Genomic DNA, 23,804 nt, shown 5'->3' with positions numbered 1-23,804 from the left:
AGCGGGCGAGAGGCGGGCGGGACGTGGGCGACGTGGACGGGAGCGGGCAGCGGGATCCGGCGGTGGTGGCCGAGTTCGTGGAGCGGTTCGCCACGATCCTGGTCGACGCGGGCTTCCCCCGGATGCCCGCCCGGGTGCTCACCGCCCTGCTCACCTCCGACTCCGGCCGGCTCACCTCCGCCGAGCTCGGCGAGCTGCTCCGGGTCTCCCCCGCCGCGGTCTCCGGCGCCGTCCGCTACCTCGCCCAGGTCGACCTGGTCAGCCGCGAACGCGAACCCGGCTCCCGCCGCGACCGCTACCGGGTCCACGACCACGTCTGGTACGAGGCCACCGCCAACCGCGACCGCACCCTGCTGCGCTGGGAGGCCGGCCTGGCCGACGGCGTCGAGGCGCTCGGCGCGGACACCCCCGCCGGGCGGCGCCTCGCCGACTCCCTGGAGTTCTTCGGCTTCCTGCGGGTCGAGCTGGCCGACATGATGCGGCGCTGGCGCGAGCGGCGCCCCTGACGGGCCGTCAGCCCAGGTAGGCGGGGGCGACGGCGGAGCGGACCAGGCGGACCGGCGCGCCGGTGCCGTCGGCGGGGACGGTCCACAGGTCGGAGCCGTAGTCGCCGGGCATCGAGTACAGCAGGGTGTGGTCGTCGGACCACAGGGCCTGGTCGTCGATGTCGCGCCGCTCGGCGGTCGCGGTCTCGGCCATGGTGGCCAGGTCCAGCACGTACAGCCGCCAGGGGGCGGCCGGGTCGGCGCCCTCCACCCGCTTCTTGTAGGCGATCCGGGTGCCGTCCGGCGACAGCGAGGGGCACTCGACGTTCTGGTGCAGGGTGGTGAGGGTGCGGGTCGCCAGGTCGCCCCTGACCAGGTGGGTCCGGCCGCCGGTGGCGACCGTCGCGTAGAAGCCGCCGTCGTCGGCGAAGGTGACGCCCCAGACGTTGACGTCGGACGCCTGCACCGGGTGCCCGTCCTCGACCAGCCGGAAGTTCTCCAGGTTGTCGTAGAACTGCCAGGTGCGGGTGTCGACGATCGCGGTGCGGGTGGAGAAGTTCGTGCCCGCGTACGAGTCGCCGCTGACGAACACCGTCCAGCCCACCAGGTGCCCCGACGGGGAGACCCGGGCCCGGGTCGGGATGCCCGGCGCGGGGAAGCGCCTGACCTCGTGCAGCGAGGAGTCCAGCACCGAGGCGTGGTACGTGTCGTCCAGCGCGCCGTGCTCGGCCTGCAGGCAGATGCCGGTGCCCGCGGCGGCGTGGAAGCGCAGGCACTTCACCCCGGAGGCGGTGCGCGGGCCGTCCGGGTCGGCGGCGGGCACCGCGGCGATCTCGTCCCGGTGCGGGCCCCAGGCCAGGTTGCGCAGCAGCAGTTGCCGGCCGCCCGTCCCGTCCAGCGAGACCCGGCCCTCGCGGACCGGCGGCCCGCCCGCCTGCTCCTGGTCCCGGCGGTCGGCGCGCTGCCCGGCCCACCGCACCGCGCCGGTGCCGACCCCGGCCAGCAGCAGCACGGCGACCAGCAGCACCAGCAGCTTGCGCCGGACGGACACCGGCGCGGGCCCGTCCGGGCCGGGCTCGGGCGTCCCGTCGGAGACGGGGTCGACGGTGGCGGGAGCGGTCATGCCGGGTCCTCCGGGCGGCTGGGGGGAAGGGTGACGGGTGGTCAGCGGGCCGTGGGGCGCAGCAGCCAGGTCGCGGCGAGGGCGGCGGCGGCGAGGGCGGCCGTGGTGGCGGCGAGGGCGGGGCGGGGGCCCCAGAGCGACCAGGCGGCGCCGAAGGCCAGCGAGCAGGTGAAGCGGGCCAGCGCCTGGCCGGTGCCGACCAGGGCCTGGCCGGCGCCCTGCTGCCCGTCGGGGACGGTGGCGGCGGTGGCGGCGGCGAGGACGCCGTCGGTGGCGGCGTAGAAGGTGCCGTGCAGCAGCAGGACCGCCGTGGCGGCGGGCAGGCCGGACAGCGGGGAGAGGACGACGGCGTAGCCGCAGAGCAGAACGGCGTGGCCGAGCAGGAACAGGGTGCGGCGGCCGATCCGGTCGGCGACCAGGCCGAGCGGGACGGCGAGCAGCAGGAAGACCGCGGCGGTGCCGAGCGGCAGCAGCGGGAACAGGTGCGCGGGCAGGCCGAGTCGGCGCTGCAGCAGCAGGTAGAGGAAGGAGTCGCTGACGGTGGTGAGGCCGAGCAGCACGGCGGCCAGGGTGAGCCGGCGCAGCGCGGGCCGCGACAGCAGGGCGAACGCGTCGCGCAGCGTGGGCTTCGGGGCGGGGGTGTCGGCGGGCGGCTGTCCGGCCCGGGTGATCCGGCCGGGGACGAACAGCACCAGCAGCAGCACGCCGAGCACCGCGACGCAGCCGGAGACGGTGAACACGGCGCCGTAGCTGGAGAGTTCGGTGCGGTCGTCGGCGATCCGCAGGACGGCGAAGGCCAGCAGCGGGCCGATCAGCGCGCCGGTGGTGTCCATCGCGCGGTGCACGCCGAACGCCCGGCCGCGGTGCTCGGGGGCGGTGGCCAGCGAGATCATCGCGTCCCGGGGGGCGGTGCGCAGGCCCTTGCCGGTGCGGTCGACCGCCAGCACGCCGCTGATCAGCGGCAGGGTGTGGACCAGCAGCAGCAGCGGCTTGCACAGCGCGGACAGGCCGTAGCCGAGTCCGGCGACCAGTTTGTGGCCGCGGCCGCCGCGGTCGGCGAGGTGGCCGCCGAGCAGGCGCACCAGCGCGCCCACGCCGTTGTTGATGCCGTCGAGCAGGCCGAAGCCGAGCGGGGACAGGCCCAGCGCGGTGACCACGTACAGCGGCAGGACCGCGCTGACCATCTCGGAGGAGACGTCGGTGACCAGGCTGACCGCGCCGAGCGCGAGCACGGTGCCGGGGACGGCGGCGCGCCGCCCCGAACAGGAGTTCGGGGCGACGGCCGCGGCGCGGTCACTCTTCGTGGAGCGGGCGTCCGCGAGGTACATCGGGCGTCAGTTCCAGATGCCGGTGACGTCGGTGGCGGAGGCGGCGTTGCCGGCGTGGGCGGTCAGGCCGGCCAGGTCCTCCAGGGTGCGCAGCACGTTGTAGTGGTTGTAGGTGGTGGCGCTGCTGGAGCCCGGGGTGACGTGCTGGCCGTAGAACAGGGTCGGGATCCGGTTGCCGGAGAGGCTGTTGTCCTCGTCGAAGGTGACGACCAGCAGGCTGTTGTGGGTCTGCGCCCAGGTGGCGTAGGCGCCGAGGTTGTTCTTGATCCAGGTGTCGCCGGTGGTCACCGAGCAGTCGTGCATGTCGTTGCACAGGTTCGGCACCACGAAGGAGACCTTCGGGAGCTTGGTGTAGTCGGTGGGGAACTGGGCCATCGTGTACGCGGTGCTGGTGGGCACGTTGGAGAAGCCGAACCACGGGTTGTGCTTCTGCGCGTACTTGCCGCTGGAGTTGGAACAGGTGGTGGAGCCCTGGCTGGGCAGGCCCTCGTTGTAGGAGCCCCAGCTCTGGCCGGAGGCGATCAGCTCGGAGGCCAGGTTGGGCGCGGTCATCGAGCCGACGGAGACGCAGCTGTCGTCGGTGCGGCCCTGGTTGGAGCCGGAGAACAGCATGTAGTAGTTGGGCTCCGACGGGTGGGTCAGGCCGTAGGACTGGGTCAGGTTGGCGCCGCCCGCCTTGATGGTGTTGTTCAGGTACGGGGCGCTGGAGCTGCCGATGACCTGGCTGTACGCGTGGTTCTCCATCACCACGACGATCACGTGGTCGGGGGTGGGCAGCGCGGCGGCCTGCGCGGTGCTGCCGGCGGCGGCCCACAGGCCGAACGAGGTGGCGGCGAGGGCGACGGCGCTGCCGGCCGCGGTCAGGCGGCGCTTGGTGCGGCGGCTGAGCTGAGCGGACATGTCGGTGGTCCTCCGTGGCGGGGAAGGTGCCGGACAGGGTGGTGGAGCGCCCGAAAGGCTAGGGCGGGGTCCGTGGCCGCCGGGACTTTTGACACATGAAGAACAAGCGAACGGTTGGCTGGGCAACTTCGGCCCGCCGACGCTTTTCGGCCAGCCGGGCGACGCTTCTCACACCCGTCCCGATTGACCCTGCTCGGACCGACATGGTGGGATTCCTGGCGGCCCGGCGGCACGCCCGGCCCGGAGCGGAACGGACGGGGAGGGCCGAGCAGCACGTGGACGCGGACGGCGCACCCGACGGCCCGGCGCGCGCCCCCCGGCTGGCGCTCGGCCTCGGCCTGCGGCGCGGCACCCCCGCCGCCAACCTGCTGCGCACCGTCGACGCGGCGCTCGCCGCCCTCGGCCTCGACCGCACCGCACTGGGGAGCGCCGCCACCCTCGACAGCAAGCTCACCGAGCCCGGACTGCTCGCCGCCGCAAGGGAGTTGGGCCTCCCGCTGACCGGCCACCCGGCCGCCGTGCTGGCCGCCGTCCCGGGGCCCGGCGGCTCCGCCCGGGTCGCCGCCGCGGTCGGCACCCCCAGCGTCGCCGAGGCCGCCGCCCTCGCCTCGGCCGGGCCCGGCGCACGCCTGCTCGCGCCGCGCACCGCCACCGCCTCGGCCACCGCCGCGCTCGCCGCCCCGCCCCAGGAGGACAACAGGTGAACCAGCAGCCCGATCTGCGCCATCACGGCGACGCCGAGGTCCGCTCCGCGGGCCTGGTCGACCTCGCCGTGAACGTCCGCACCGGCACCCCGCCGGCCTGGCTGCACGCCCGTCTCGCCGCGACCCTCGCCGACCTCGCCGCCTACCCCGACGGCACCGCCGCCCGCGCCGCCGTCGCCGCCCGGCACCGCCGCCCGGTCGGGGAGGTGCTGCTCACCGCGGGCGCGGCCGAGGCGTTCGTGCTGCTGGCCCGGGTGCTGCGGCCGCGCCGCGCCACCGTCGTGCACCCGCAGTTCACCGAACCCGAGGCGGCGCTGCGGGACGCCGGGCACACCGTCCACCGCGTCCTCCTCACACCGGAGCAGGACTTCCGCCTGCCGCCCGGGGCGGTCCCCGAGGACGCCGACCTGGTGGTGGTCGGCAACCCCACCAACCCCACCTCCATCCTGCACCCGGCCGCCGCCCTGGCCGAGCTGGCCCGGCCCGGGCGCACCCTGGTCGTCGACGAGGCGTTCATGGACACCGACCCCGGCGAGCGCCAGAGCCTCGCCGCCGTCCGCGACCTGCCCGGCGACGTGGTCGTGCTGCGCAGCCTCACCAAGACCTGGGGCCTGGCCGGCCTGCGGATCGGCTACCTGCTCGCCCCCGCCCCGCTGGTCGCCGCCCTGGCCGCCGCGCAGCCGCTGTGGCCGGTCTCCACGCCCGCGCTGGCCGCCGCCGAACTCTGCTCCGCCCCGGCCGCCCTGGCCGAGGCCGAGCAGGCCGCGCGCACCACCGCCGTCCACCGCGCCCACCTGCTGGCCGGCCTCGCCGCCCTGCCCGGCGTCCGGGTCCACGGCACCCCCGCCGCGTCCTTCGTCCTGGTCCGCCTCCCGGACGCCGCCGCCGTCCGCACCCGCCTGCGCGAGGCCGGCTACGCCGTCCGCCGCGGCGACACCTTTCCCGGCCTCGGCCCCGACTGGCTGCGCATCGCCGTCCGCGACCCGGCCACCACCGACGGCTTCCTCGCCGCGCTGGCGAAGGCGCTCCCGGACGCCGCGCCGGCGGGTCGCTGACGGCCGGGGGCGCTCAGTACAGCCGCACCCGGTCGCCGGGTCCGACCGTGCCCGGGGTGAGCACCTGGGCGTAGACGCCCAGGCACGGGAGGGGCGGCAGTTCGGGCAGCGGCCGGACCCGGTTGTGCCGGGCCGGGCGGCGCAGCGCCTCCGGGTCGGCGGGCAGCGGGCCGTGCGCGAGGGTGGGGACGGCGCAGCGCGGGGTGCGGGCGATGATCCGCAGCCGCAGTTCGGCGCCGACGGCGAGTTCGCGGCCGGTCCAGTCGTTCTCCGACCAGGGCTCGCCGTCGTGCTCGATCACCAGGTTGGGGCGGTAGCGGGCGGCGGGGGCGCCGGCCAGCGTGGCGGTGGTGACCAGGTGCAGCGGGGCGAAGTCGAAGAAGCTGCCGGGCTCCGCGGCGCTGCCGAACTCCTGCACGGTGTAGTCGACTTCGGCGTCGATCCCGGCGGCCAGCACCTGCTCGGGGACGGAGCGGCGCAGGGTCGAGCCGGGCGGCCGCTCGTCGATCAGCCGGACGGGGCGGCCGAGCAGCGCGGAGAGCGCGGCGTCGTCGAGTTCGGCGCCGTCGGGGCCGGTGATCCGCACCCCGGTGTCCTTGCTCTCTGCGCGCAGGGTGAGCAGGCGGCGCCAGGTGCGGGGCTCCTTGGCGCTGGCGATCCGGCCGTCGGTGAGGTCGAGCAGGGCGTAGCGGCGGTCGCCGTCGAGGCCGCGGCCGTCGATCCGGGCCCGGGCGACCTCCTCGCCGAGCAGCGATTTGACCGGGTGGCGGCGCAGCGTGTGGAGGATCAATTCCCGTTCCTTCCGGCCCAGTCGGCGAGGGCGGTGAAGTCGGCCGGCCGCAGGCCGACGCGGTGGTCGACGGTCAGGGTCAGCGCGGGGGCCGGGTGGTGGGCGGCGATCCACGCGGCGTCCTGCGGCCCGCTCTCGTCGTCCACCCAGGCGAACGGCCGCCCGGCGGCCCAGGCGACCAGGTGGCGGGTCTTCCAGTGCAGGTCGTCGGGGTCGCCGTGGTGCATGGACGGCCAGTCCACGTACGGGAGTTCGGGCAGCCCGAGGAGCGGGGCGAGGTGCTCGTTGGCCTCGTCCTTCCAGGTGGTGGCCCAGACCAGTTCGTAGGGCAGGGCGCGCAGCGCCGGGCCGTGGTCGGGGTGCAGCCAGACCCGCAGCGGTTTCGGGTTGCGGATGCCGGCGGCACGCTGGCGCTCGTGCCAACTGCGCACCGGGACGCGGTGGGTGAGGTAGCCCTCGGGCCGGCGGTAGGGGCTGCCGACGTACGGGGCGAGCGGGCCGTCGACGTCGAGCATCAGCAGCGGGCGGGTCATCAGGCCGCCTTCGCGGTGAGCCAGGCCCGGGCGGCGGCGATCCGGCGGCCGGTGCTGGGGTGGGTGGCGAGGAGCAGTTCGACCGCCCGGGGCGGGTACGGGTCGGCGACGTTGGTGACCGCGAGGCGGCGCTGCATGGCGATGAACTGCTCGGCGTCACCGGTGAGTTCGAGCGCGTGCCGGTCGGCGCGGGTCTCGATCCGGCGGCTGGCGGCGCACTGCGCGGGGACGCTGAGCGCGCCGAGCAGGGCGGCGAGGGCGGCCAGCAGCGGCAGCGAGCGCGGGTCCTGGGCGTCGGCGGCGCCGGCCGCGTCCAGCAGCGGGCGCCAGGCCAGCAGGGCGGCCAGCACCGGCACCGCGACGGCCGCGCCGAGCGCGCCCAGGGCGGTGCCGGTGGCGACGTCCCGGTGCTTGACGTGGCCGAGTTCGTGGGCGGCGACGAGTTCGATCTCGCGCGGCTCGGCGGTGGTCAGCAGGGTGTCGTAGACGACGATCCGCCGGGTCGGGCCGAACCCGGAGACGTACGCGTTCAGCGCGGTGGTGCGGCGGGAGGCGTCGGCGACCAGCACCTCGCGCACCGCGATGCCGTCCCGGCGGGCCAACTCCAGCAGGGCGGTGCGCAGTTCGCCCTCCGCCAGCGGGGTGAACCGGTTGAACAGCGGCTCCAGCACCAGCGGGTGCAGGAAGGACAGCGCGACGGCCAGCAGCGCGGCCCCCACCGCCCCCGGCACCCACCAGCGGCCCGGCGACCACCCGATCAGCGCGTACAGGCCCAGCGTCAGCGGCAGGAACAGCGCGAGCGTGACGGCGGTGCCGCGCAGCACGTCCACCGCCCAGCCGCCCCAGCCCTGGGTGACCAGGCCGTACCGGACCGAGACCGCCCGCACCCGGGCCGAGAACGGCAGCGTCACCGCCCGGCCGAGCAGCACCAGCGCGGCCGCGCCCGCCAACACCTCTGCCGCCCAGCTCCCGCCGAACCACCCCCCGACCGCCCCCACCAGCCCCGCCCCGGCCGCACTGAACCCCAGCACCGCGCTCAGCCCCAGCGAGGCCAGCTGCCCGCCCAGCACCCACGGCAGCCGGGCCCGGCGCAACGCCCGGCCACGGGCCAGCTCCGACGGAGTGAAATCGGCGTCGGTGGACGCGGTGTCAGCCATGGCCCCAGCCTAGGACGCCCCGCACCCGGTTATCCCGCCGCGCGCAGCGCGGCCGTGAACCAGGGCGGTCACCGGGGCCGGGCCGGTGCGCCGATCGCCGTGAGCCCCTCGCTGTCCGTGCCGGTCATGGCGTCCGCCGTGCCGTCTCCCCCGGCGGGAGGCTCAAGCGGCGGCAAACCCTTCGAGCCGGGCGGAGGGAGCGGCCTACGATGGCCGGATGGTCGAGGAGAGCTTGCGGGTGGCGCTGGAGTTCCGGCGGGCCTTCGCCCGGCGGCAGGCTGCCGAGGTGGTGGAACTGCCGGGCGGTTTCGCGGTGTTGAGCGAGGAGTTCGGGTACTCGCACGAGCACAACCAGCTGGTGCTGGACGCCCCGCCGGGCGGGGTGGACGTGGCCGGGCTGGCCGAGGACGTGCTGGGGCACCTGGAGCACCGGCGGATCTCGGTGTTCGACGACGCGTCCGCCCTGGCGCTGGCGCCCGGGCTGGCGGCGGCCGGGTACCGGCACGAGACCGAGGTGGTGATGGTGCACCGGGGCCCGGTGCCGCCCGGCGGCGGCGCCGGGCCGGTCGCCCTGGACGAGCTGGCCCCGGCGCTGGAGCGGCAGTGGCGCTGCTGGCTGCCGTGGGCGGCGGACGAGTCGATCGCCCAGCTGGTGGGTCGGCGCACCGCGCGGGCGGCGGGCGCCGAGCGGGTGCTGACGCTGGCCGCCCGGGCCACCGACGGCGAGTTCGGCTCCTGGGCCGACCTGTACCAGGACGCCGCGGGCACCGCCCAGATCGAGGACCTGGCCACCGCCGAGCACCACCAGCGCCGCGGCCTGGCCGACGCCGTGCTGGCCACCGCGCTGCGGCTGGCCGCCGACCGCGCCCCGGACGGCCTGCGCTTCCTGGTCGCCGACGCCGAGGACTGGCCGCAGCAGTGGTACGCCCGGCGCGGTTTCGGCCCGGTCGGCCGCACCCACGGCTTCGTCCGGATGTAACGGCAGCGGCAGCGGCACGGCCGGACGCAACGACGAGCGCCCGCCGACCCCCTGCGCGGGGGAGCGGCGGGCGCTCGTCGTGCGGTGCGGAAGCGGATCAGACCTGGCCGGCCTTCTCCAGGGCCTCGCAGCAGGTGTTGACGATCAGGCGGGTGACCACGTACGGGTCGACGTTCGCGTTCGGGCGGCGGTCCTCGATGTAGCCCTTGCGGTCCACCTCGACCTGCCACGGGATGCGGACCGAGGCGCCGCGGTCGGACACGCCGTAGGAGTAGACGTTCCACGGGGCGGTCTCGTGCTTGCCGGTCAGGCGGGACTGGATGTCGTCGCCGTACTGGTTGACGTGCTCCAGGACCTTCTCCTGGGAGGCGCCGAGCGACTCGCAGGCGGTGATGATGGCGTCGTAGCCCTCGCGCATCGCCTTGGTGGAGAAGTTGGTGTGCGCGCCCGCGCCGTTCCAGTCGCCGCGGACCGGCTTGGCGTCGAGGGTGGCGTCGATGCCGAACTCCTCGGCGGTGCGGTAGAGCAGGTAGCGGGCGATCCACAGGTCGTCCGAGACGGTCAGCGCGTCGACCGGGCCGATCTGGAACTCCCACTGGCCGGGCATGACCTCGGCGTTGATGCCGCAGATCGCCAGGCCGGCGTCGATGCAGCGGTCGAGGTGCAGCTCGACGATCTCGCGGCCGAAGACCTCCTCGGCACCCACGCCGCAGTAGTAGCCGCCCTGCGGGGCCGGGAAGCCGCCCTCGGGGAAGCCAAGCGGGCGGGAGCCCTTGAAGAAGGTGTACTCCTGCTCGATGCCGAAGATCGACTCCTGGGCGGCGTAGCGCTCGGCGACCTCGCGCAGCGCGGCGCGGGTGTTGGTGACGTGCGCCTCACCGTTGGTCTCGAAGACCTCGCACAGCACCAGGATGTTCTCGCCGCCGCGGATCGGGTCCTTGACGACCTTGACCGGCTTCAGCACGCGGTCCGAGGCGTGGCCCTCGGCCTGGTTGGTCGAGGAACCGTCGAAGCCCCAGGTGGGGATCTTGTCGGCGTTCGGCAGCACCCGGGTCTTGGAGCGGAGCTTGGCGGTCGGCTTCGTGCCGTCGATCCAGATGTACTCGGCCTTGATCGCCATTGCGGTGATCCTCACTGCTCGGGTGGTGGGTGCCCGCGTAGCGTCGCAAGCCGCCGTTTCCCGGTTGTTCCTCCTATGTAACGCCCATGTGAACCAACGGTCCGCAGCGGCACGCTCACCCACGGAGAGTGCCCGTCTCGACATCCGGGCGCAACACCGGGACGGAAGGGGCGGAACGGGCGCCCGGCCGGCGCCCGTCCCGCGTCCGGTCAGCGGTGCCGGGCGTGCGCCGCCCGCCGCCGGCGGGTCATCCAGACCGCGGCGCCGCCGGCCACCAGCAGCGTCCCGCCGCCCGCGGCCAGCACCGTGCTGCCCGAGGAGCCGGTGTACGCCAGTTCCTCGCCGGCCTCCTTCGGCACCGCCCGGTTCTGCGCGGAGGCCGGGGCGGAGGGCGCGGTCGACGGCGCGGGCGAGGAGGCCGCCGCCGGGGCGACCGCCGGCACCGGCTTGCGGCAGGACACCGAGGCGACCGTGACGGTGCCGTTCACCTTCGCCACGTTGAGGTTCAGCGGGTTCAGCGCGATCTTCACCTCCAGTGCGGAGGCCGCCGCCGTGCTGCTGGTCACGGTCTTCCTGGCGAACTCGACGTCCACCGTGCCGATCGCCGGAACGTCCACGTGGGTGGGCGAGTTGAGGCCGACCGTGACCGACCTGCCGAGCACCGTGAGCCTGGCGGGGGCGGTGACGTTCGCGGTCGGCTGCCCGTCCACCGGGCAGTTGGCCTCGGCGCTCATCGCCTCCAGGCCGAGCAGGGTGGTCAGCGGCAGGCCGGGCACGTGCACGTCCGCGTTGACCAGCTTCACGGACGCGGTGGCCAGCCGGTCGTCCGCCTTCGTCACCGACGTGCCCACCTCGGCCTTGACCAGCGTCACCGGCCGCCCGCCGTCCACCCCGTCCACCTTGGCGGTCAGCATCGCGCCGTCCCGCTGCGCGGGCGACTCCACCTTGTTCAGCGCCACATCGACCGGCACGTTCACCGTGTTCAACAGCGTGACGTCCAGCGCCAGTTGGGCCGTCACCGCACTGGCCTTCCCGGGCTGCGCGGGCGTCCCGCCGGCCTCGGCGGCGGAGGCCGCGGGCAGCGGCAGGGCGACCGCGAGGGCGGCCGCCGCGAGAGCCGGGGCGGCGACCGAACGCAGAACAGACATGACAGGAACCCCCACACGTGGTGAACGGAAGAGCGCGCCCGCGACCTCACCCGGCGCTCCGCACGGGGAGGGGACTCGCGCTCTCGACTGGCGCCAGTCTCTTCGAACAGTGCGTCACTCCAGCAACACGGAGCGTCAGTTCACTCCTTCGGGTGAGGTTGACGCTCCGGACTGACCGTTTCCGGAAACATTCCGGCCAGCGGGGAAAGCCCCGGCGGACACCGCCCGACCCCGGCCGCCGGCCCGCGCCCGGCCCGTACCGCCGAACGGGGTGCTCCCGCGTGTCCCGTCCGCGCCGCCCGCGGCGCCGGTGCCAGGGTGGGGAGCCCGTGCCACCGGCCCTCCGCCGGATGGCCGGGGCCGGACGGCGGAACGACTGCCGCCCGGTGGGCCGCGGAGAGGGTGGAGGTGGGCGCGTGCCCCGGGTTCCGCTGTTGTCGCTGCGCGGGATCAGCAAGTACTACGGCGCCGTCCGGGCCCTCGACTCGGTCGACCTCCAGGTGGACCGCGGCCAGGTGCTCGGCCTGGTCGGCGACAGCGGGTCCGGCAAGAGCACCCTGGTGAAGGCCGTCTCCGGGGTCGGCCCGCCGGACGCGGGCACCATCGAGTGGGAGGGCGTCCCGGTCGAACTGCGCCGGCCCGCCGACGCCCGGCGGCTGCGGATCGCCACCGTCTACCAGGACCTCTCGCTGGTCGACCGGCTGGACGCGGTCGCCAACCTCTACCTCGGCCGCGAGCTGCACCGGTTCGGGGTGCTGCGGGAACTGGAGATGGAGAAACGCTCCCTCGCCCTGTTCGACGAACTCGAACTCCCCCTCCCCAGCGTCCGGGTCCCGGTGGGCTCGCTCACCCTGGGCCAGCGCCAGGCCGTCGCCATCGCCCGGGCCCTGATCGGCCGGCCCGAACTGGTGCTCCTCGACGAGCCGACCGTCGCGCTCACCGTCGAGCAGACCGTGCAGATGCTCGACCTGATCCGCCTGCTGCGCTCCCGGGACCATGCGGTGATCATGGTCAGCCACAACCTGGACGACGTCCAGGCCGTCGCCGACCGGATCGCCGTCCTGCGGCTCGGCCGCAACGGCGGCCTGTTCGAAGCCCGGTACACCAGCCAGGAGCAGCTCGCCGCGGCCATCAGCGGCGGCCACCCGCTCGCCGTGACCCTCCAGCAGAGCCTGCTGCCGCGCGACCTGCCCGCCCAGGACGCCGTCGAGGCCGCGCACCGCTACCTGCCCGCCCACGCCGGGGTCGGCGGCGACTGGTTCGACGTCATCCCGCTCTCCGGCGCCCGGGTCGCCCTGGTGGTCGGCGACGTGGTCGGCCACGGCCTGCACGCCGCCGCCACCATGGGCCGGCTGCGCACCGCCGTGCACAACCTCGCCATGCTCGACCTGCCGCCCGACGAACTCCTCACCCACCTCGACGAGGTGGTCGCCCGGATCGACGAGGAGGAGAGCGCCGGCGGCCGGGAGGGCGCGATCATCGGCGCCACCTGCCTCTACGCGGTCTACGACCCGGTCTCCTGCCGCTGCCTGCTCGCCCGGGCCGGGCACCTGCCGCCCGTCCTGGTGCACCCCGACGGCACCGTCGAGATCCCCGACACCCCCGCCGGGCCGCCGCTGGGCCTGCGCAGCCTGCCGTTCACCACCGTCGAGCTCGCCGTCCCCGAGGACAGCCGGCTGGTCCTCTACACCGACGGGCTGGTGGAGTCCCGCACCCACGACATCGACGTCGGCCTGGGCCGGCTCTGCACGGCCCTCGCCCACCCCGGGCGCAGCCCCGAACAGACCTGCCGGGCCGTGCTGGACGCGATGCTGCCCGCCGACTCGGCCGACGACATCGCCCTGCTGGTCGCCCGCACCCTGGCGCTGCCGCGCGACCGGATCGCCGAGTGGAACGTCCCGCCCGACCCCGCCGCGGTCGCCGCCAGCCGGGCCGCCGCCACCGCCCGGCTGCGCCGCTGGGGCCTGGAGGAACTGGTGACGGGCACCGAGCTGATCCTCAGCGAACTGGTCACCAACGCCGTCCGGCACGGCAGCCCCCCGATCGGGGTGCGCCTGGTGTACGGGCGGACCCTGATCTGCGAGGTCGCGGACGCCAGCAGCACCTCGCCCCGGGTCCGGCTGGCCGCCAGCACCGACGAGGGCGGGCGCGGCCTGTTCCTGGTCGGCCAGATCGCCCAGCGCTGGGGCACCCGCTACACCGAGGCCGGGAAGGTCATCTGGACCGAGCAGAAACTCCCCTGACCGGCCCCGGCGGCCGCGCGTCCGGGCTCAGGCCAGCCGCCAGTCCACGGGCCGGCCGCCCTGCCGGACCAGCAGGTCGTTGGCCCGGCTGAACGGCCGGGAGCCGAAGAAGCCGCCGTCCGCGGAACGGGGGCTGGGGTGGGCGGACTCGATGCTGGGCACCTGGCCGAGCAGCGGCCGCAGCTCGCGGGCGGGACGGCCCCAGAGGATCGCCACCAGCGGGCCGCCGCGGGCCGCCAGCGCCCGGATCGCCTGGTCGGTGACGGCCTCCCAGCCCTTGCCGCGGTGCGCGTTGGTCACCCGGGCCTGGGTGGTGAGCGACCGGTTCAGCAGCAGGACGCCCTGCTGCGTCCACGGCGTGAGGTCGCCGCTGGTCGGCACCGGCAGGCCGAGGTCCTGGTTCAGCTCCCGGTAGATGTTCTCCAGGCTGTACGGCGGCCGGACCCCGGGCGCCACCGAGAAGCTGAGCCCCACCGCGTGCCCGGGCGTCGGGTACGGGTCCTGTCCGACGATCAGCACCCGGACGTCCGCGAACGGCTGCTGGAAGGCCCGCAGGATCTGCGGGCCGGGCGGCAGGTAGGTGCGTCCGGCCGCGAGTTCGGCGCGCAGGAAGTCGCCCATCGCGGCGACCTGTCCGGCGACCGGCTCGAGGGCCTGGGCCCAGCCGGGTTCAACGATTTCGTGCAAGGGTCGAGCAGCCATGACGGAAGCCTATCGGCCGCGCTGACAACCGGAGTTCGCGCGGCCCCTCACCCCTCGGCGCCGGCCGGCCCCGCGCTCACGCCACCCGGCCGTTGAGCACCACGCGGGTCGGCGCGGCCAGCACCCGCAGATCGGCGCGGGGGTCGGCCTCGTAGAGGACGAGGTCGGCGGGGGCGCCCTCGGTCAGGCCGGGGCGGCCGAGCCAGCTGCGGGCCGACCAGGTGGCGGCGGCGAGGGCCTCGACGGGGGTGAGTCCGGCGCGGGTCAGTTCGAGGACCTCCTCGGCGACCAGGCCGTGGGCGAGCGAGCCGCCCGCGTCGGTGCCGACGTAGACCGGGATGCCGGCGTCGTGCGCGGCGCCGACGGTGTCGTAGCGGCGGGCGTGCAGCCGGCGCATGTGCGCGGACCAGGCCGGGAACTTGGCCTCGCCGCCGTCGGCGAGCTTCGGGAAGGTGGCGATGTTGACCAGGGTGGGGACGATGGCGACGCCGCGTTCGGCGAAGGCCGGGATCAGCTCCTCGGTCAGGCCGGTGGCGTGCTCGACGCAGTCGATGCCGGCGGCCAGCAGGTCGGGCAGCGAGTCGGTGGCGAAGCAGTGCGCGGTGACCCGGGCGCCCTCGGCGTGGGCGGCGGCGATCGCCTCGGCGAGGGCGTCGCCGGGCCAGCAGGCGGCGAGGTCGCCCGCGCCGCGGTCGATCCAGTCGCCGACCAGCTTGACCCAGCCGTCGCCGCGCCGGGCCTCGGCGGCCGCGTACGCGGCGAGGTCGCCGGGCTCGATCTCGTGCGCGTAGTTGCGGATGTAGCGGCGGGTGCGGGCGATGTGCCGCCCGGCCCGGATCAGCTTCGGGAGGTCCTCGCGCTCGTCGATCCAGCGGGTGTCGGCGGCCGAGCCCGCGTCGCGGATCAGCAGGGTCCCGGCGTCCCGGTCGGTGAGCGCCTGCTTCTCGCTGGTGTCGCGGTCGACGGCGCCGTGCGCGTCCAGGCCGACGTGGCAGTGCGCGTCGACCAGGCCGGGCAGCGCCCAGCCGGTGAGGGTGGCGGACGGCTCGGCGGCGGGGCGCTCGAAGGTCACCCGCCCGTCCACGGCCCAGAGTTCGTCCCGGACGTCGTCGGGGCCGACCAGCACCCGGCCCTTGATGTGCAGCACCGCACGGTCTGTCATGCCTGGCACTGTACTCGGCGCCGGTCGCGGCCCGGCGGGCGATCTGCGGCAGACTGTTCGACGGCGACCCTCCGCCCCGCCGGCCCGTCCCGGCGGCCCTCCGCCGCACCGAAAGGCCCGCCCGCATGCTGCTCGACCTCCCCCCGATGACCGCCGACCGGTTCGCCGCGATCGAGGACGGGGTGGCGGCCCTGCTGCGCACCCGCAACGACGTGATCGTCACCCAGGGCGAGGCGCTGCTCCCGCTGGAGGCCGCCGTCAAGGGCGCGGCGCACCCCGGCTCGACCGCGCTGAACGTCGTCACCGGCCCGTACGGGCAGACCTTCGGCGGCTGGCTGCGCGACGCCGGCGCGGAGGTCGTCGACCTGGCGGTGCCGTACGACGCGGCGGCGGGCGCCGAGCAGGTCGCCGCGGCGCTGAACTCGCACCCGGAGATCGACTTCGTCTCCCTGGTGCACGCCGAGGCCGCCACCGGCAACACCAACCCGGTCGCGGAGATCGCCGAGGTGGTCCGGCAGCACGGCGCCCTGCTGATGCTGGACGCGGTGGCCTCGGTGGCCGCCGAACCGCTGCTCACCGACGAGTGGGGCGTCGACCTGTGCGTGATCGGCGGCCAGAAGGCGATGGGCGGCCCGGCCGGCGTCTCCGCGGTGTCGGTGAGCGAACGCGCCTGGCAGCGGATCGCCGCCAACCCGGCCGCGCCGCGCCGCTCCTACCTCTCCCTGCTGGACTGGAAGGAGCGCTGGACCGACGCCGGCCGCACCCAGCTCCCGCACGCCCCCGCCCAGGTGGAGATGCTGGCGCTGGAGGAGTGCCTGGCCGCGATCGAAGCCGAGACCCTGGACGCGGTGATCGCCCGCCACCGCGCCGCAGCCGCCGCCACCCGCGCGGGCGCCCTCGCCCTCGGCACCCTCACCCCCTACGTCCGGCGCCCCGAGCACGCCGCCCCGGTCGCCACCACCCTGCGCACCCCCGAAGGCGTCGACGCCGCCGCCCTGGCCGCCGAACTCCGCCGCCACACCCCCCAGTTGCCCGTCCAGGCGGGCGGCGGCCCACTGTCCGCCACCATGCTCCGCCTCAACCACTACGGCCCGGCCGCCACCCCGGAGACCGTCATCGCCACCCTGGAACTCCTCGCCCAGGCCACCGGCACCCCGGCCGCAGCAGCGGTCGCGGCGGCCACCGAAGCCTGGGAGCAGTCGGTCTGACGTCGCGGCGCCCGCTCGTGAGAGCCTGAGCGGCAGCCCCGGAACGAAGAGGGAGCACGGGTGTACATCACGAGGGTTCAGCTCCGTAACATCAAGGGCTTCACCGGCGAACGGGCCGTCGACCTGCAACTGCCCGGACGCAGCGGCTGGACGGTGCTCGCGGGGCGCAACGGCTCCGGCAAGTCCACCGTGCTCCAGGCGATCGCGCTCGCGCTGGGCGGTCCGGGCCTCACCCGGGCTCTGGTGCCGGACTTCACGGGGTGGGTCACCATCGGAGCCGAACAGGGGTCGGTGGAAGTTCAGGTGGTCCGCAACCTGGAGACGGACGACTTCATGAGTTCCGTGGAAACCCGCCAGGAGAAGATGCGGCTCGGGCTTCAATGGGTGTTCCAGTCCCCTGACGACAAACTCCCCCCGCGACTTGTCATGACGCCCACCCCGACCACAGCGGAAGACAGCCTCTGGGGCCCTTGGTCCGGAAGCCCGTACGGCTGGTTCTGCGCCGGCTACGGCCCCTTCCGGCGCCTCACCGGAGGCTCCAGCGAGGCATTGCGCCTGATCGCAGGCCCAGGCCCGAGCGGCCGCCTGGCCACCCTGTTCCACGAGGACGCCTCGCTGGCCGAAGGAGTGTCCTGGCTCATCGATCTGCGGCTGCGGGCCTACGAGAACCCGTCCGGTCGCGCCGAGCAACTGCTCGATCAGGCGCTCGGACTCCTCCAGGACGGGCTGCTGCCGGATCAGTACCAGATCCACCGGGTGACGGCCGACGGCCTGTGGATACGCGAGCGGGGAGACCAGGGGCAGGAATTCCCGCTGCGGGAGATGAGCGACGGCTACCGGACAGTGGTGGCGCTGGCACTCGACATCGTGCGCCAGATGCACCACACCTACAACGTTCTGGCCATCGAACCGACCCCGACCGGGGGCCACGCGGTCACCAACCCCGGTGTCGTGCTGATCGACGAGATGGACGCTCACCTGCACGTCACCTGGCAGCGCAAGATCAGCGGCTGGCTGCGGGGGCACTTCCCCAACGTCCAGTTCATCGTCACCAGTCACAGCCCCTACATCTGCCAGTCCGCCGACGAGGGCGGGCTGATCCGCCTGCCGGGTGTCGGCGAGCAGCGGCCTCCGGAGGTCGTCGACGAGGACCTCTACCGTCGGGTCGTCTACGGCAGCGGCGACGACGCCGTGCTCTCCGAGCTCTTCGGGCTGGAGACCCCCTTCTCCGACCGTGCCGAGCAGCAGCGTGCCCGGCTGATCGCACTGGAGGCCAAGGTGTACGACGGGTCCGCCTCGGAGGAGGAGGTCGCCGAGTACCAGGAACTGGGCGAGCTGCTCACCAGTTCGCTGAGCAGCAGGGTCGCCGAAGCGTCCGCCCGGCTGGAGCAGGAGCGGTGATCCCGCTGCCCCGCACGCCCCTCCCGACTGCCTCCGAACAGTTGCTGGCAGGTTGGACGAAACGGGTATCGGCCTCCGGTGGCAATTCCCAAACGGCCCGCGAGCACTGGAAGAAGGCCGCAGCCCCCAAGCAGCACATCCACCGGGCACTGGAACCGATGGCCCGCGGCAACCTCCGCTGCATGTACTGCGACGACAGCCGGGGCACCGACATCGACCACTTCCAGCCCATCGACAAGGCCCCGCTGCGGACCTTCGACTGGGCGAACCACCTCTTCGCCTGCTCGTACTGCAACAGCAACGCCAAGCGGGCCAGTTATCCGGTGGCGTCCGACGGCACCTGCCTGCTGGTCGATCCGACCGTGGAGGACCCCGCTGACCACCTGGTGCTGTTCCTACGGAGCGGCGAGTACCGGCCGGTTGCCGGGTCCGCGAAAGGACAGCCGACCATCGAGGTGTTCGGGCTCAACCGCGGCGAACTGGTGAAGGGGCGTCAGGACGCTTTCGACCGTGCCTGCTCCAACATCCGCGACTGGCTGCTCCTTCGCCAGGACGGTGATCCTCAGGCGGACCGGGTGGCACAGGCCCTGCTGGACTCCCCGTTCATCGACGTCGTCCACGCAATGAGCCGACTCAACCCGGCTGTCGCACCGACCGTGGTCGGGCCGCGAACCGCGCCCGCTCTTACCGCCTGGCGCACCGCACACCCGCCCCGGTTCCCCACGGCCTCGAACCCGTAGACCCGTAGCTCCGGCGGCCGCCGGAGCATGGGAGCGGGCGGTCAGCTCCTGAGCCAGGAGACCTCGATCTGCTCGCACAGCGCGTCCAGCGCCTCCTCGCTGGTGGCCCGCAGCGCCAGCCAGGAGTCGCCCTGCACCGCCAGCAGGGCGTCCGGGCGGGCGAAGAAGCGGGTGTCGATGCCGGGCTCGTACAGGCGCGGGAGTTCGGTCCAGCCGGTCAGGGAGGCCGGGTCGACCTCGCCCGCGTCCACGTGCGCGTCCTCGTCGAACAGCGGCTCGGTGAGGACGACGGCCAGGCACTCGACGGAGAGCCTGGCCGTCCAGGGGGCGGTCTCCGGGTCGGCGGCGTCCGGCCAGACGACGGTCGGCGGGTCGTCCTGGTCGAGGGCGGCGAGCGGGACGCCCCAGTAGGCGCAGGACTGGTTCTCGACCCGGTAGACCAGGTGGTCGCGGTCGACGTACAGCTCCTCGGGCGGCAGCAGGGTGTCCTGGTTGCTGGTGAGGTCGGGGCGGTTGCCGAGCAGCAGGTGCGCCTCGCGCAGGGCGGCGGGCAGCCGTAGGCCCAACCTGGCCTCGGCGGCGTCGAGTTCGGCGTCGGTGCGGCCGTCGCCGGGTTGCAGCGGAGCGTTCCAGAAGGCGGCGAGGTCGGCGACCAGCCGCCAGGCGGCGGTGCGGTCGGTGAGTGCGGCGGGCAGGTCGCGGGGGAGGTCGAGCGTCATGCGGGCAGGTTAGGCCCTGGTGGGGACAGGGTTCGGCTGCCGGTGGCCCGGCGTTCACCGGGTGGGCGGGCGGTGGACGCCCGGGCGGTCTTGGCTGAGCAGCCCCCGCGAAGTTGGCTGTACAACCGGAGGCTGACCCGATGTCCGTGCCCAACCCGTACTGGCTGCGCGACAACTGCCCGTGCACCGAGTGCCGAGACCCGCGCGGCGGGCAGAAGCGCTTCCAGATCGGCGACCTGCCCGACGGCCTGACCGCCGTCGGGGCCGTCGAGGACGCCGCCGGCCTGGCCGTGCACTGGTCCGACGGCCACCGCTCGCACTACCCGGCCGGCTGGGACGCGCCCGCCGCCCCCGACGAACGCACCGAGCACGCCAAACGGCTGTGGCGGGCCGCCGACTTCGCCCGCGGCCTGCCCGAGGCCGACTGGGCCGCGTACCTGGCCGACCCGGAGGAGCGGATCGCGGTGCTGGCGGCCGTCCGCCGCTCCGGCTTCGCGCTGCTGCGCGGCGTCCCGGCCGAGCCGGGGCGGGTGCTGGAGGTCGCCCGCAGCTTCGGGTACGTCCGGGAGACCAACTACGGCGAGCTGTTCGACGTCCGGGTCGAGCCCGACCCGGCGAACCTGGCGTTCACCGGCCTCGCCATCGCCCCGCACACCGACAACCCCTACCGGGACCCGGTGCCCACCCTGCAGTTGCTGCACTGCCTGCGCAACGACTGCGCGGGCGGCGACTCCGGCCTGGTCGACGGCTTCCGGGCCGCCGACCTGCTGCGGGCGGAGGACCCGGCCGCGTTCGCGCTGCTGGCCCGCACGCCGGTGCCGTTCCGCTACCGCGACCGGGGCACCGAACTCGCCGCCGAGAAACCGCTGATCGGACTCGACCCGCGCGGCGCGATCCGCGAGGTCCGCTTCAACAACCGCTCCACCGACACCGCCGCGCTGCGCGCCCTGTCCCCCGCCGGGCTGGACGCCTTCTACGCCGCCTACCGCCGGTTCGCCGCGATCACCCTGCGCCCGGAACTGCGGCTGGACTTCCGGCTCGCCCCCGGCGACTGCCTGCTCTTCGACAACACCCGGCTGCTGCACGCCCGCACCGCCTTCGAGACCGGCGACGACAGCGGCGACGGCACCGGTCACCGCCACCTCCAGGGCTGCTACGCCGACCTCGACGCGCTCTCCTCCACCCTGGCCGTGCTGCGCCGCCGCACCGCCGCCCTGGACGAACTCGAGGAACTGTTCGAGGGCGAGGGCGCCGGCGAGTACCTCGGCGAGGCCGTCACCCTGGCCGCCCACATGCTGCAGGCCGCCGCCCTGGCCCGCGCCGCGGGCGCCCCGCCCGCCCTGGTGGCCGCCGCCCTGCTCCACGACACCGGCCACTTCCGGGGCAGCGGACGGGAGTTGATGGCCGGCACCGACAACCGCCACGGCGCCACCGCCGCCGCCCGGCTCGCCCCGCACTTCCCGCCCGCCGTCACCGAACCGGTCCGCCTGCACGTCGACGCCAAGCGCTACCTGTGCGCCACCGAACCCGGCTACCTCGACCGCCTCTCCCCCGCCTCCGTCCACACCCTGGCCCTCCAGGGCGGCCCGATGCCCCCGGCCGAGGCCGCCGCCTTCGCCGCCCACCCGTTCAGCGCCGACGCCGTCGCCGTCCGCCGCTGGGACGAGGCCGCCAAGGACCCGGCCGCCGCGACCCCCTCGTTCGCCGAATTCCGGCCGCTGCTCATGGAGTCGATGCGCTAGTACCGCGTCAGGCAACCTTCGCCCGTCGCGACGCCCGGCACGCGCCCTCCTTGCCCGCCATCGGGCAGGAGGGGCCCGCTCGCCGCACCGGCCGAAAACCCAAGTACATCCAGTACGAGGGCTTCCGGCCGGCACGCCGAGAGCACGCACCGGACGCCGCTCCTTCACGGCAAAGGTTGCCTGACGCGGCACTAGCCGGGCAGCGGCGACAGCTCGAACCAGATCTTCCGGCCGTAGGAGCTGCGTTCGGCGCCCCACCGGTCGGCGAGCCTGCTCAGCAGCAGCAGGCCCCGGCCGGCCCCTTCCTCCGCGAGCGGGTCCACCTCCGCCAGGGCGGGCAGTTCGCGCTGGTCGTCGGTGATCTCGACCAGCAGCCGGTCGGTCCACACCAGTCGCAGCCCGATCATCTCCTCCGCCGTCGCGACCGCGTCGGTGACCAGTTCGCCGACCAGCAGGGTGGCGGTGTCGGCGATGGAGCCCAGCCCCCAGGCCGCGAGCTGCCGGCGCACCAGCCGGCGGAGCAGCGGCACCTCCACCGGCCGGGGCAGTATCTCGTAGCGCTCCTCCTCCGCCCGGGGCGCGCCGTCGAACGCGGCGGCCAGCACCGCGAGGTCGTCCCGGCGCTCCACCGCGCCCGGCTCCTCCAGCACGAAGTCGCACACCTGCTCCGGCAGCCACCCCGATCCGGTCAACCCGGCGCAGTGGTCGGCCAGTTCGATCCGGTTGCCGCTGCACAGCACCAGCACGGAGCCGTCCGGCACCTCGATGGTGCGGGCGGCGAACGGGACGCCGCCGACGCCGATCGGGGCGTTCGCGGGCAGGGCCACCTCCGTGCTGCCGCCGCCGGGGTGCAGCAGGACGGGCGGCAGGTGCCCGGCCGAGGCGAGTTCGCAGGTGCGGGCGACCGGGTCGTAGACCGCGTACAGGCAGGTGGCGAGGTGGTCGTCGCCGAGCCGCTGGGCCAGGTCGTCCAGGTGCCGCAGCAGCCGGGCGGGGGGCACGTCCAGCAGGGTGAAGGCCTGCACCCCGGCCCGCAGCCGGCTCATCGCCTGGACGGCGGGCAGGCCGTGGCCCAGTACGGCGCCGACCACCAGGGCGACCCGGTTGCCGTGCAGCGGGACGGCGTCGACCCAGTCGCCGCCGGCCCCGCCCTGGCGCCCTCCCGGCCGGAAGCGGTGCGCCAACCGCACCCAGGGCGTGCCCGGCAGGGTGTCGGGGATCATCGAGCGCTGCAGCGCCCGCGCCAGCCGGGCCTCGGCCCGGTGCATCCGGGCGCTGTCCAGCAGCAGCGCCCCGCGCTCGGCCAGGCCGGCCAGCAGTTCGGCCTCGGCCCGCCCGTACGCCGCCCGGCCCCCGTCGCCGCCCGCGCCGCCGAACAGCCGGAGCACGCCGAACACCTCGCCCCGGACGGCCAACGGCAGTGCCAGCACCGGGCCTTCGGGCGAGTCGGCGTGCACCGGCGCGCTCTCCCGGAGGATCCGTTCGGCCTGTGCGCGGGGGACGACCACCCGGTCGCGGTCCTCCCCTGCGGCGCCGGCCGTGCCGAGGCGGTGCAGCAGCAGGCCGTCCGGCGTCCAGCCGTCGGGGGCGCCGTCCTCCCCGACGAACGCGGCGCGCACCTCGACGGCGGCCGCGGCGGCCCAGCCGGGGACGAACACCGCGCACAGCTCGGCGGCGGTGGTCTCCGGGTCGGCCCCGGTGCCGACCGTCCGGGCGAACTCCCGGGTGAGCACCGCCGCGGGCGACTCCAGCTCCGCCCGGTAGTCGAACTCCCGCTCCCGGCGGGCCCGTTGGGTGGTGAGCGCGGCCTCGGCGGCGAGCAGCCGGGCCTCCAGCCGGACGCACTGCTCCTCGGCGTCGTGGCGCAGCGCCTGGGCCCGGGCGAGTTCGGCCCGCAGCAGGTCCAACTCCCGCTTCAGCGCCCGCAGTTCCTCCCGGGCGAAGTCGGCGCCGGATCCGTCCGGCCGGCGCTCCAGCGCGCCGGGGCCGGTCTCGTAGCGGGCGGCGGCCCGGTCGGTCTCCAACTGCCGGTAGCGCTGTTCGGCCTGCGCGGCCTGCGCCTCGGTGGCCTCCAGGGAGCGCAGCAGGTGCCGCTCCCGGACGCCCGCGAGCTGGAGTTCGCGTTCGGCCGCGCCGAGCCGCTCGCGGAGCTCCTCGACCTCGTGCCGGGAGGCGTTGCGCACCCGCAACGCCGCCATCCGCAGCCGGTGGGCGTGCTCCTGGACGTCCGGCGAGACCGACTGCCCGGTGGTCTCGGCGACCTGCCGGAGCAGTTCGTCGACGAAGTCCTTCGGGGCGATCCGGGCGCCGCTCAGGTAGCGCGAGACGCTGCCCTTGTCGCGGTTGCACCGGGCGGCGTACCGGGTGAGCGAGAGGCCGAGGGCCTGGAACAGCTGGCCCAGGAAGGCGGTCAGGGCCGCCACCTCCGGTTCCCCGCCCGGCAGTTCGAGCACCATCGCCTTCCTTCCCCCGTTGCCGGACATCGGCAATCCGTTGCGTCTGGCGCAACGCCCGGTCCGTTCCGAAGAGTAGGAGGAATCCGCAACTCCCCGCAGCGAAAGGCCC

At 74.9% G+C, this 23,804-nt stretch carries 20 protein-coding genes and 2 pseudogenes; 10 read left to right on the top strand and 12 right to left on the bottom strand.

The features are described 5' to 3' along the window. Positions 1-23 precede the first annotated feature (23 nt). Positions 24-506, top strand: coding sequence for a GbsR/MarR family transcriptional regulator (locus OU787_RS24370; RefSeq protein WP_268660519.1), 483 nt, complete (start codon positions 24-26; stop codon positions 504-506). Between the two features lie 7 nt (positions 507-513). On the opposite strand, the gene OU787_RS24365 is transcribed toward OU787_RS24370, so the two are convergent. From OU787_RS24365 to OU787_RS24355, 3 genes are read right to left on the bottom strand one after another with little or no spacing between them, the layout of a single operon-like run. Next, positions 514-1,608, bottom strand: coding sequence for a TolB family protein (locus OU787_RS24365; RefSeq protein WP_442788543.1), 1,095 nt, complete (start codon positions 1,606-1,608; stop codon positions 514-516). A 41-nt stretch (positions 1,609-1,649) separates the two neighbouring features. Beyond that, positions 1,650-2,936 carry an MFS transporter gene (locus OU787_RS24360; protein ID WP_268660518.1) on the bottom strand — a complete coding sequence of 429 codons (1,287 nt, stop codon included), beginning with the start codon at positions 2,934-2,936 and terminating at the stop codon, positions 1,650-1,652. A gap of 6 nt (positions 2,937-2,942) precedes the next feature. Next, a complete protein-coding gene (locus tag OU787_RS24355; protein ID WP_030459303.1) occupies positions 2,943-3,836 on the bottom strand; it encodes an alkaline phosphatase family protein in 894 nt (297 codons plus the stop codon). A 203-nt stretch (positions 3,837-4,039) separates the two neighbouring features. Here OU787_RS24355 and OU787_RS24350 point away from each other — a divergent pair, with 203 nt between their 5' ends. Both OU787_RS24350 and cobC read left to right on the top strand, forming a co-directional pair. Then, positions 4,040-4,540: a cobalamin biosynthesis protein gene (locus OU787_RS24350; protein WP_268660517.1), complete on the top strand. Its 501-nt coding sequence runs from the start codon at positions 4,040-4,042 to the stop codon at positions 4,538-4,540. Further along, positions 4,537-5,595 carry an Rv2231c family pyridoxal phosphate-dependent protein CobC gene (gene cobC / locus OU787_RS24345; RefSeq protein ID WP_268660516.1) on the top strand — a complete coding sequence of 353 codons (1,059 nt, stop codon included), beginning with the start codon at positions 4,537-4,539 and terminating at the stop codon, positions 5,593-5,595. Before OU787_RS24350 ends, cobC begins: the two co-directional genes overlap by 4 nt. Before the next feature lie 13 nt (positions 5,596-5,608). On the opposite strand, the gene OU787_RS24340 is transcribed toward cobC, so the two are convergent. Genes OU787_RS24340 through OU787_RS24330 form a run of 3 tightly spaced genes read right to left on the bottom strand, consistent with a single transcriptional unit; the run spans position 5,609 to position 8,075 of the window. Beyond that, positions 5,609-6,385 (bottom strand): MOSC domain-containing protein, encoded by a 777-nt coding sequence (locus OU787_RS24340; protein ID WP_030459300.1) that lies wholly within the window; start codon positions 6,383-6,385, stop codon positions 5,609-5,611. After that, positions 6,382-6,918, bottom strand: coding sequence for a hypothetical protein (locus tag OU787_RS24335; RefSeq protein WP_268660515.1), 537 nt, complete (start codon positions 6,916-6,918; stop codon positions 6,382-6,384). The genes OU787_RS24340 and OU787_RS24335 overlap by 4 nt, the downstream gene beginning before the upstream one ends. Then, complete coding sequence (locus OU787_RS24330) at positions 6,918-8,075, bottom strand: M48 family metalloprotease (protein WP_268660514.1); 1,158 nt, start codon at positions 8,073-8,075, stop codon at positions 6,918-6,920. Before OU787_RS24330 ends, OU787_RS24335 begins: the two co-directional genes overlap by 1 nt. A gap of 217 nt (positions 8,076-8,292) precedes the next feature. On the opposite strand from OU787_RS24330, the gene OU787_RS24325 reads away from it, so the two are divergent. Further along, on the top strand, positions 8,293-9,054 hold the full coding sequence (locus OU787_RS24325; RefSeq protein ID WP_268660513.1) for a GNAT family N-acetyltransferase: 762 nt from the start codon (positions 8,293-8,295) through the stop codon (positions 9,052-9,054). 97 nt (positions 9,055-9,151) lie between these two features. On the opposite strand, the gene glnII is transcribed toward OU787_RS24325, so the two are convergent. Both glnII and OU787_RS24315 read right to left on the bottom strand, forming a co-directional pair. Beyond that, positions 9,152-10,174: a glutamine synthetase gene (gene glnII, locus OU787_RS24320; RefSeq protein ID WP_030459295.1), complete on the bottom strand. Its 1,023-nt coding sequence runs from the start codon at positions 10,172-10,174 to the stop codon at positions 9,152-9,154. A gap of 209 nt (positions 10,175-10,383) precedes the next feature. Continuing rightward, a complete protein-coding gene (locus OU787_RS24315; protein WP_268660512.1) occupies positions 10,384-11,322 on the bottom strand; it encodes an SCO1860 family LAETG-anchored protein in 939 nt (312 codons plus the stop codon). A 350-nt stretch (positions 11,323-11,672) separates the two neighbouring features. Here OU787_RS24315 and OU787_RS24310 point away from each other — a divergent pair. Further along, a pseudogene (locus OU787_RS24310) lies at positions 11,673-12,239 on the top strand (ATP-binding cassette domain-containing protein); the annotation flags it as partial. Positions 12,240-12,464: 225 nt separating this feature from the next. Continuing rightward, positions 12,465-13,565, top strand: a pseudogene (locus OU787_RS24305) (SpoIIE family protein phosphatase); the annotation flags it as partial. A gap of 27 nt (positions 13,566-13,592) precedes the next feature. Here OU787_RS24305 and OU787_RS24300 read toward each other — a convergent pair. Continuing rightward, positions 13,593-14,267, bottom strand: coding sequence for a uracil-DNA glycosylase (locus OU787_RS24300; RefSeq protein WP_268660511.1), 675 nt, complete (start codon positions 14,265-14,267; stop codon positions 13,593-13,595). A 76-nt stretch (positions 14,268-14,343) separates the two neighbouring features. Beyond that, a complete protein-coding gene (locus OU787_RS24295; protein ID WP_030459291.1) occupies positions 14,344-15,429 on the bottom strand; it encodes an amidohydrolase family protein in 1,086 nt (361 codons plus the stop codon). 125 nt (positions 15,430-15,554) lie between these two features. Here OU787_RS24295 and OU787_RS24290 point away from each other — a divergent pair, with 125 nt between their 5' ends. Genes OU787_RS24290 through OU787_RS24280 form a run of 3 tightly spaced genes read left to right on the top strand, consistent with a single transcriptional unit; the run spans position 15,555 to position 18,778 of the window. Further along, the gene (locus OU787_RS24290; protein WP_268660510.1) at positions 15,555-16,637 is read left to right on the top strand and encodes an aminotransferase class V-fold PLP-dependent enzyme; all 1,083 of its coding nucleotides are present in this window, start codon (positions 15,555-15,557) and stop codon (positions 16,635-16,637) included. Positions 16,638-16,697: 60 nt separating this feature from the next. After that, complete coding sequence (locus tag OU787_RS24285) at positions 16,698-18,038, top strand: AAA family ATPase (RefSeq protein WP_268660509.1); 1,341 nt, start codon at positions 16,698-16,700, stop codon at positions 18,036-18,038. After that, on the top strand, positions 18,035-18,778 hold the full coding sequence (locus tag OU787_RS24280; protein ID WP_268660508.1) for a hypothetical protein: 744 nt from the start codon (positions 18,035-18,037) through the stop codon (positions 18,776-18,778). Before OU787_RS24285 ends, OU787_RS24280 begins: the two co-directional genes overlap by 4 nt. Before the next feature lie 41 nt (positions 18,779-18,819). Here the strand turns inward: OU787_RS24280 and OU787_RS24275 are convergent, their stop codons facing one another. Continuing rightward, on the bottom strand, positions 18,820-19,497 hold the full coding sequence (locus OU787_RS24275; protein WP_268660507.1) for an SMI1/KNR4 family protein: 678 nt from the start codon (positions 19,495-19,497) through the stop codon (positions 18,820-18,822). 140 nt (positions 19,498-19,637) lie between these two features. On the opposite strand from OU787_RS24275, the gene OU787_RS24270 reads away from it, so the two are divergent. Continuing rightward, complete coding sequence (locus tag OU787_RS24270; RefSeq protein WP_268660506.1) at positions 19,638-21,239, top strand: TauD/TfdA family dioxygenase; 1,602 nt, start codon at positions 19,638-19,640, stop codon at positions 21,237-21,239. A gap of 191 nt (positions 21,240-21,430) precedes the next feature. On the opposite strand, the gene OU787_RS24265 is transcribed toward OU787_RS24270, so the two are convergent. Continuing rightward, on the bottom strand, positions 21,431-23,722 hold the full coding sequence (locus OU787_RS24265) for a PP2C family protein-serine/threonine phosphatase (protein WP_268660505.1): 2,292 nt from the start codon (positions 23,720-23,722) through the stop codon (positions 21,431-21,433). Positions 23,723-23,804 lie beyond the last annotated feature (82 nt).

It is taken from the genome of Kitasatospora sp. YST-16 (genome assembly GCF_026802215.1).
Taxonomy (GTDB): Bacteria; Actinomycetota; Actinomycetes; order Streptomycetales; family Streptomycetaceae; genus Kitasatospora; species Kitasatospora cineracea.
The sequence above is the reverse complement of the archived record's forward strand: the minus strand, read 5'-3'. Positions and strand labels throughout refer to the sequence as shown.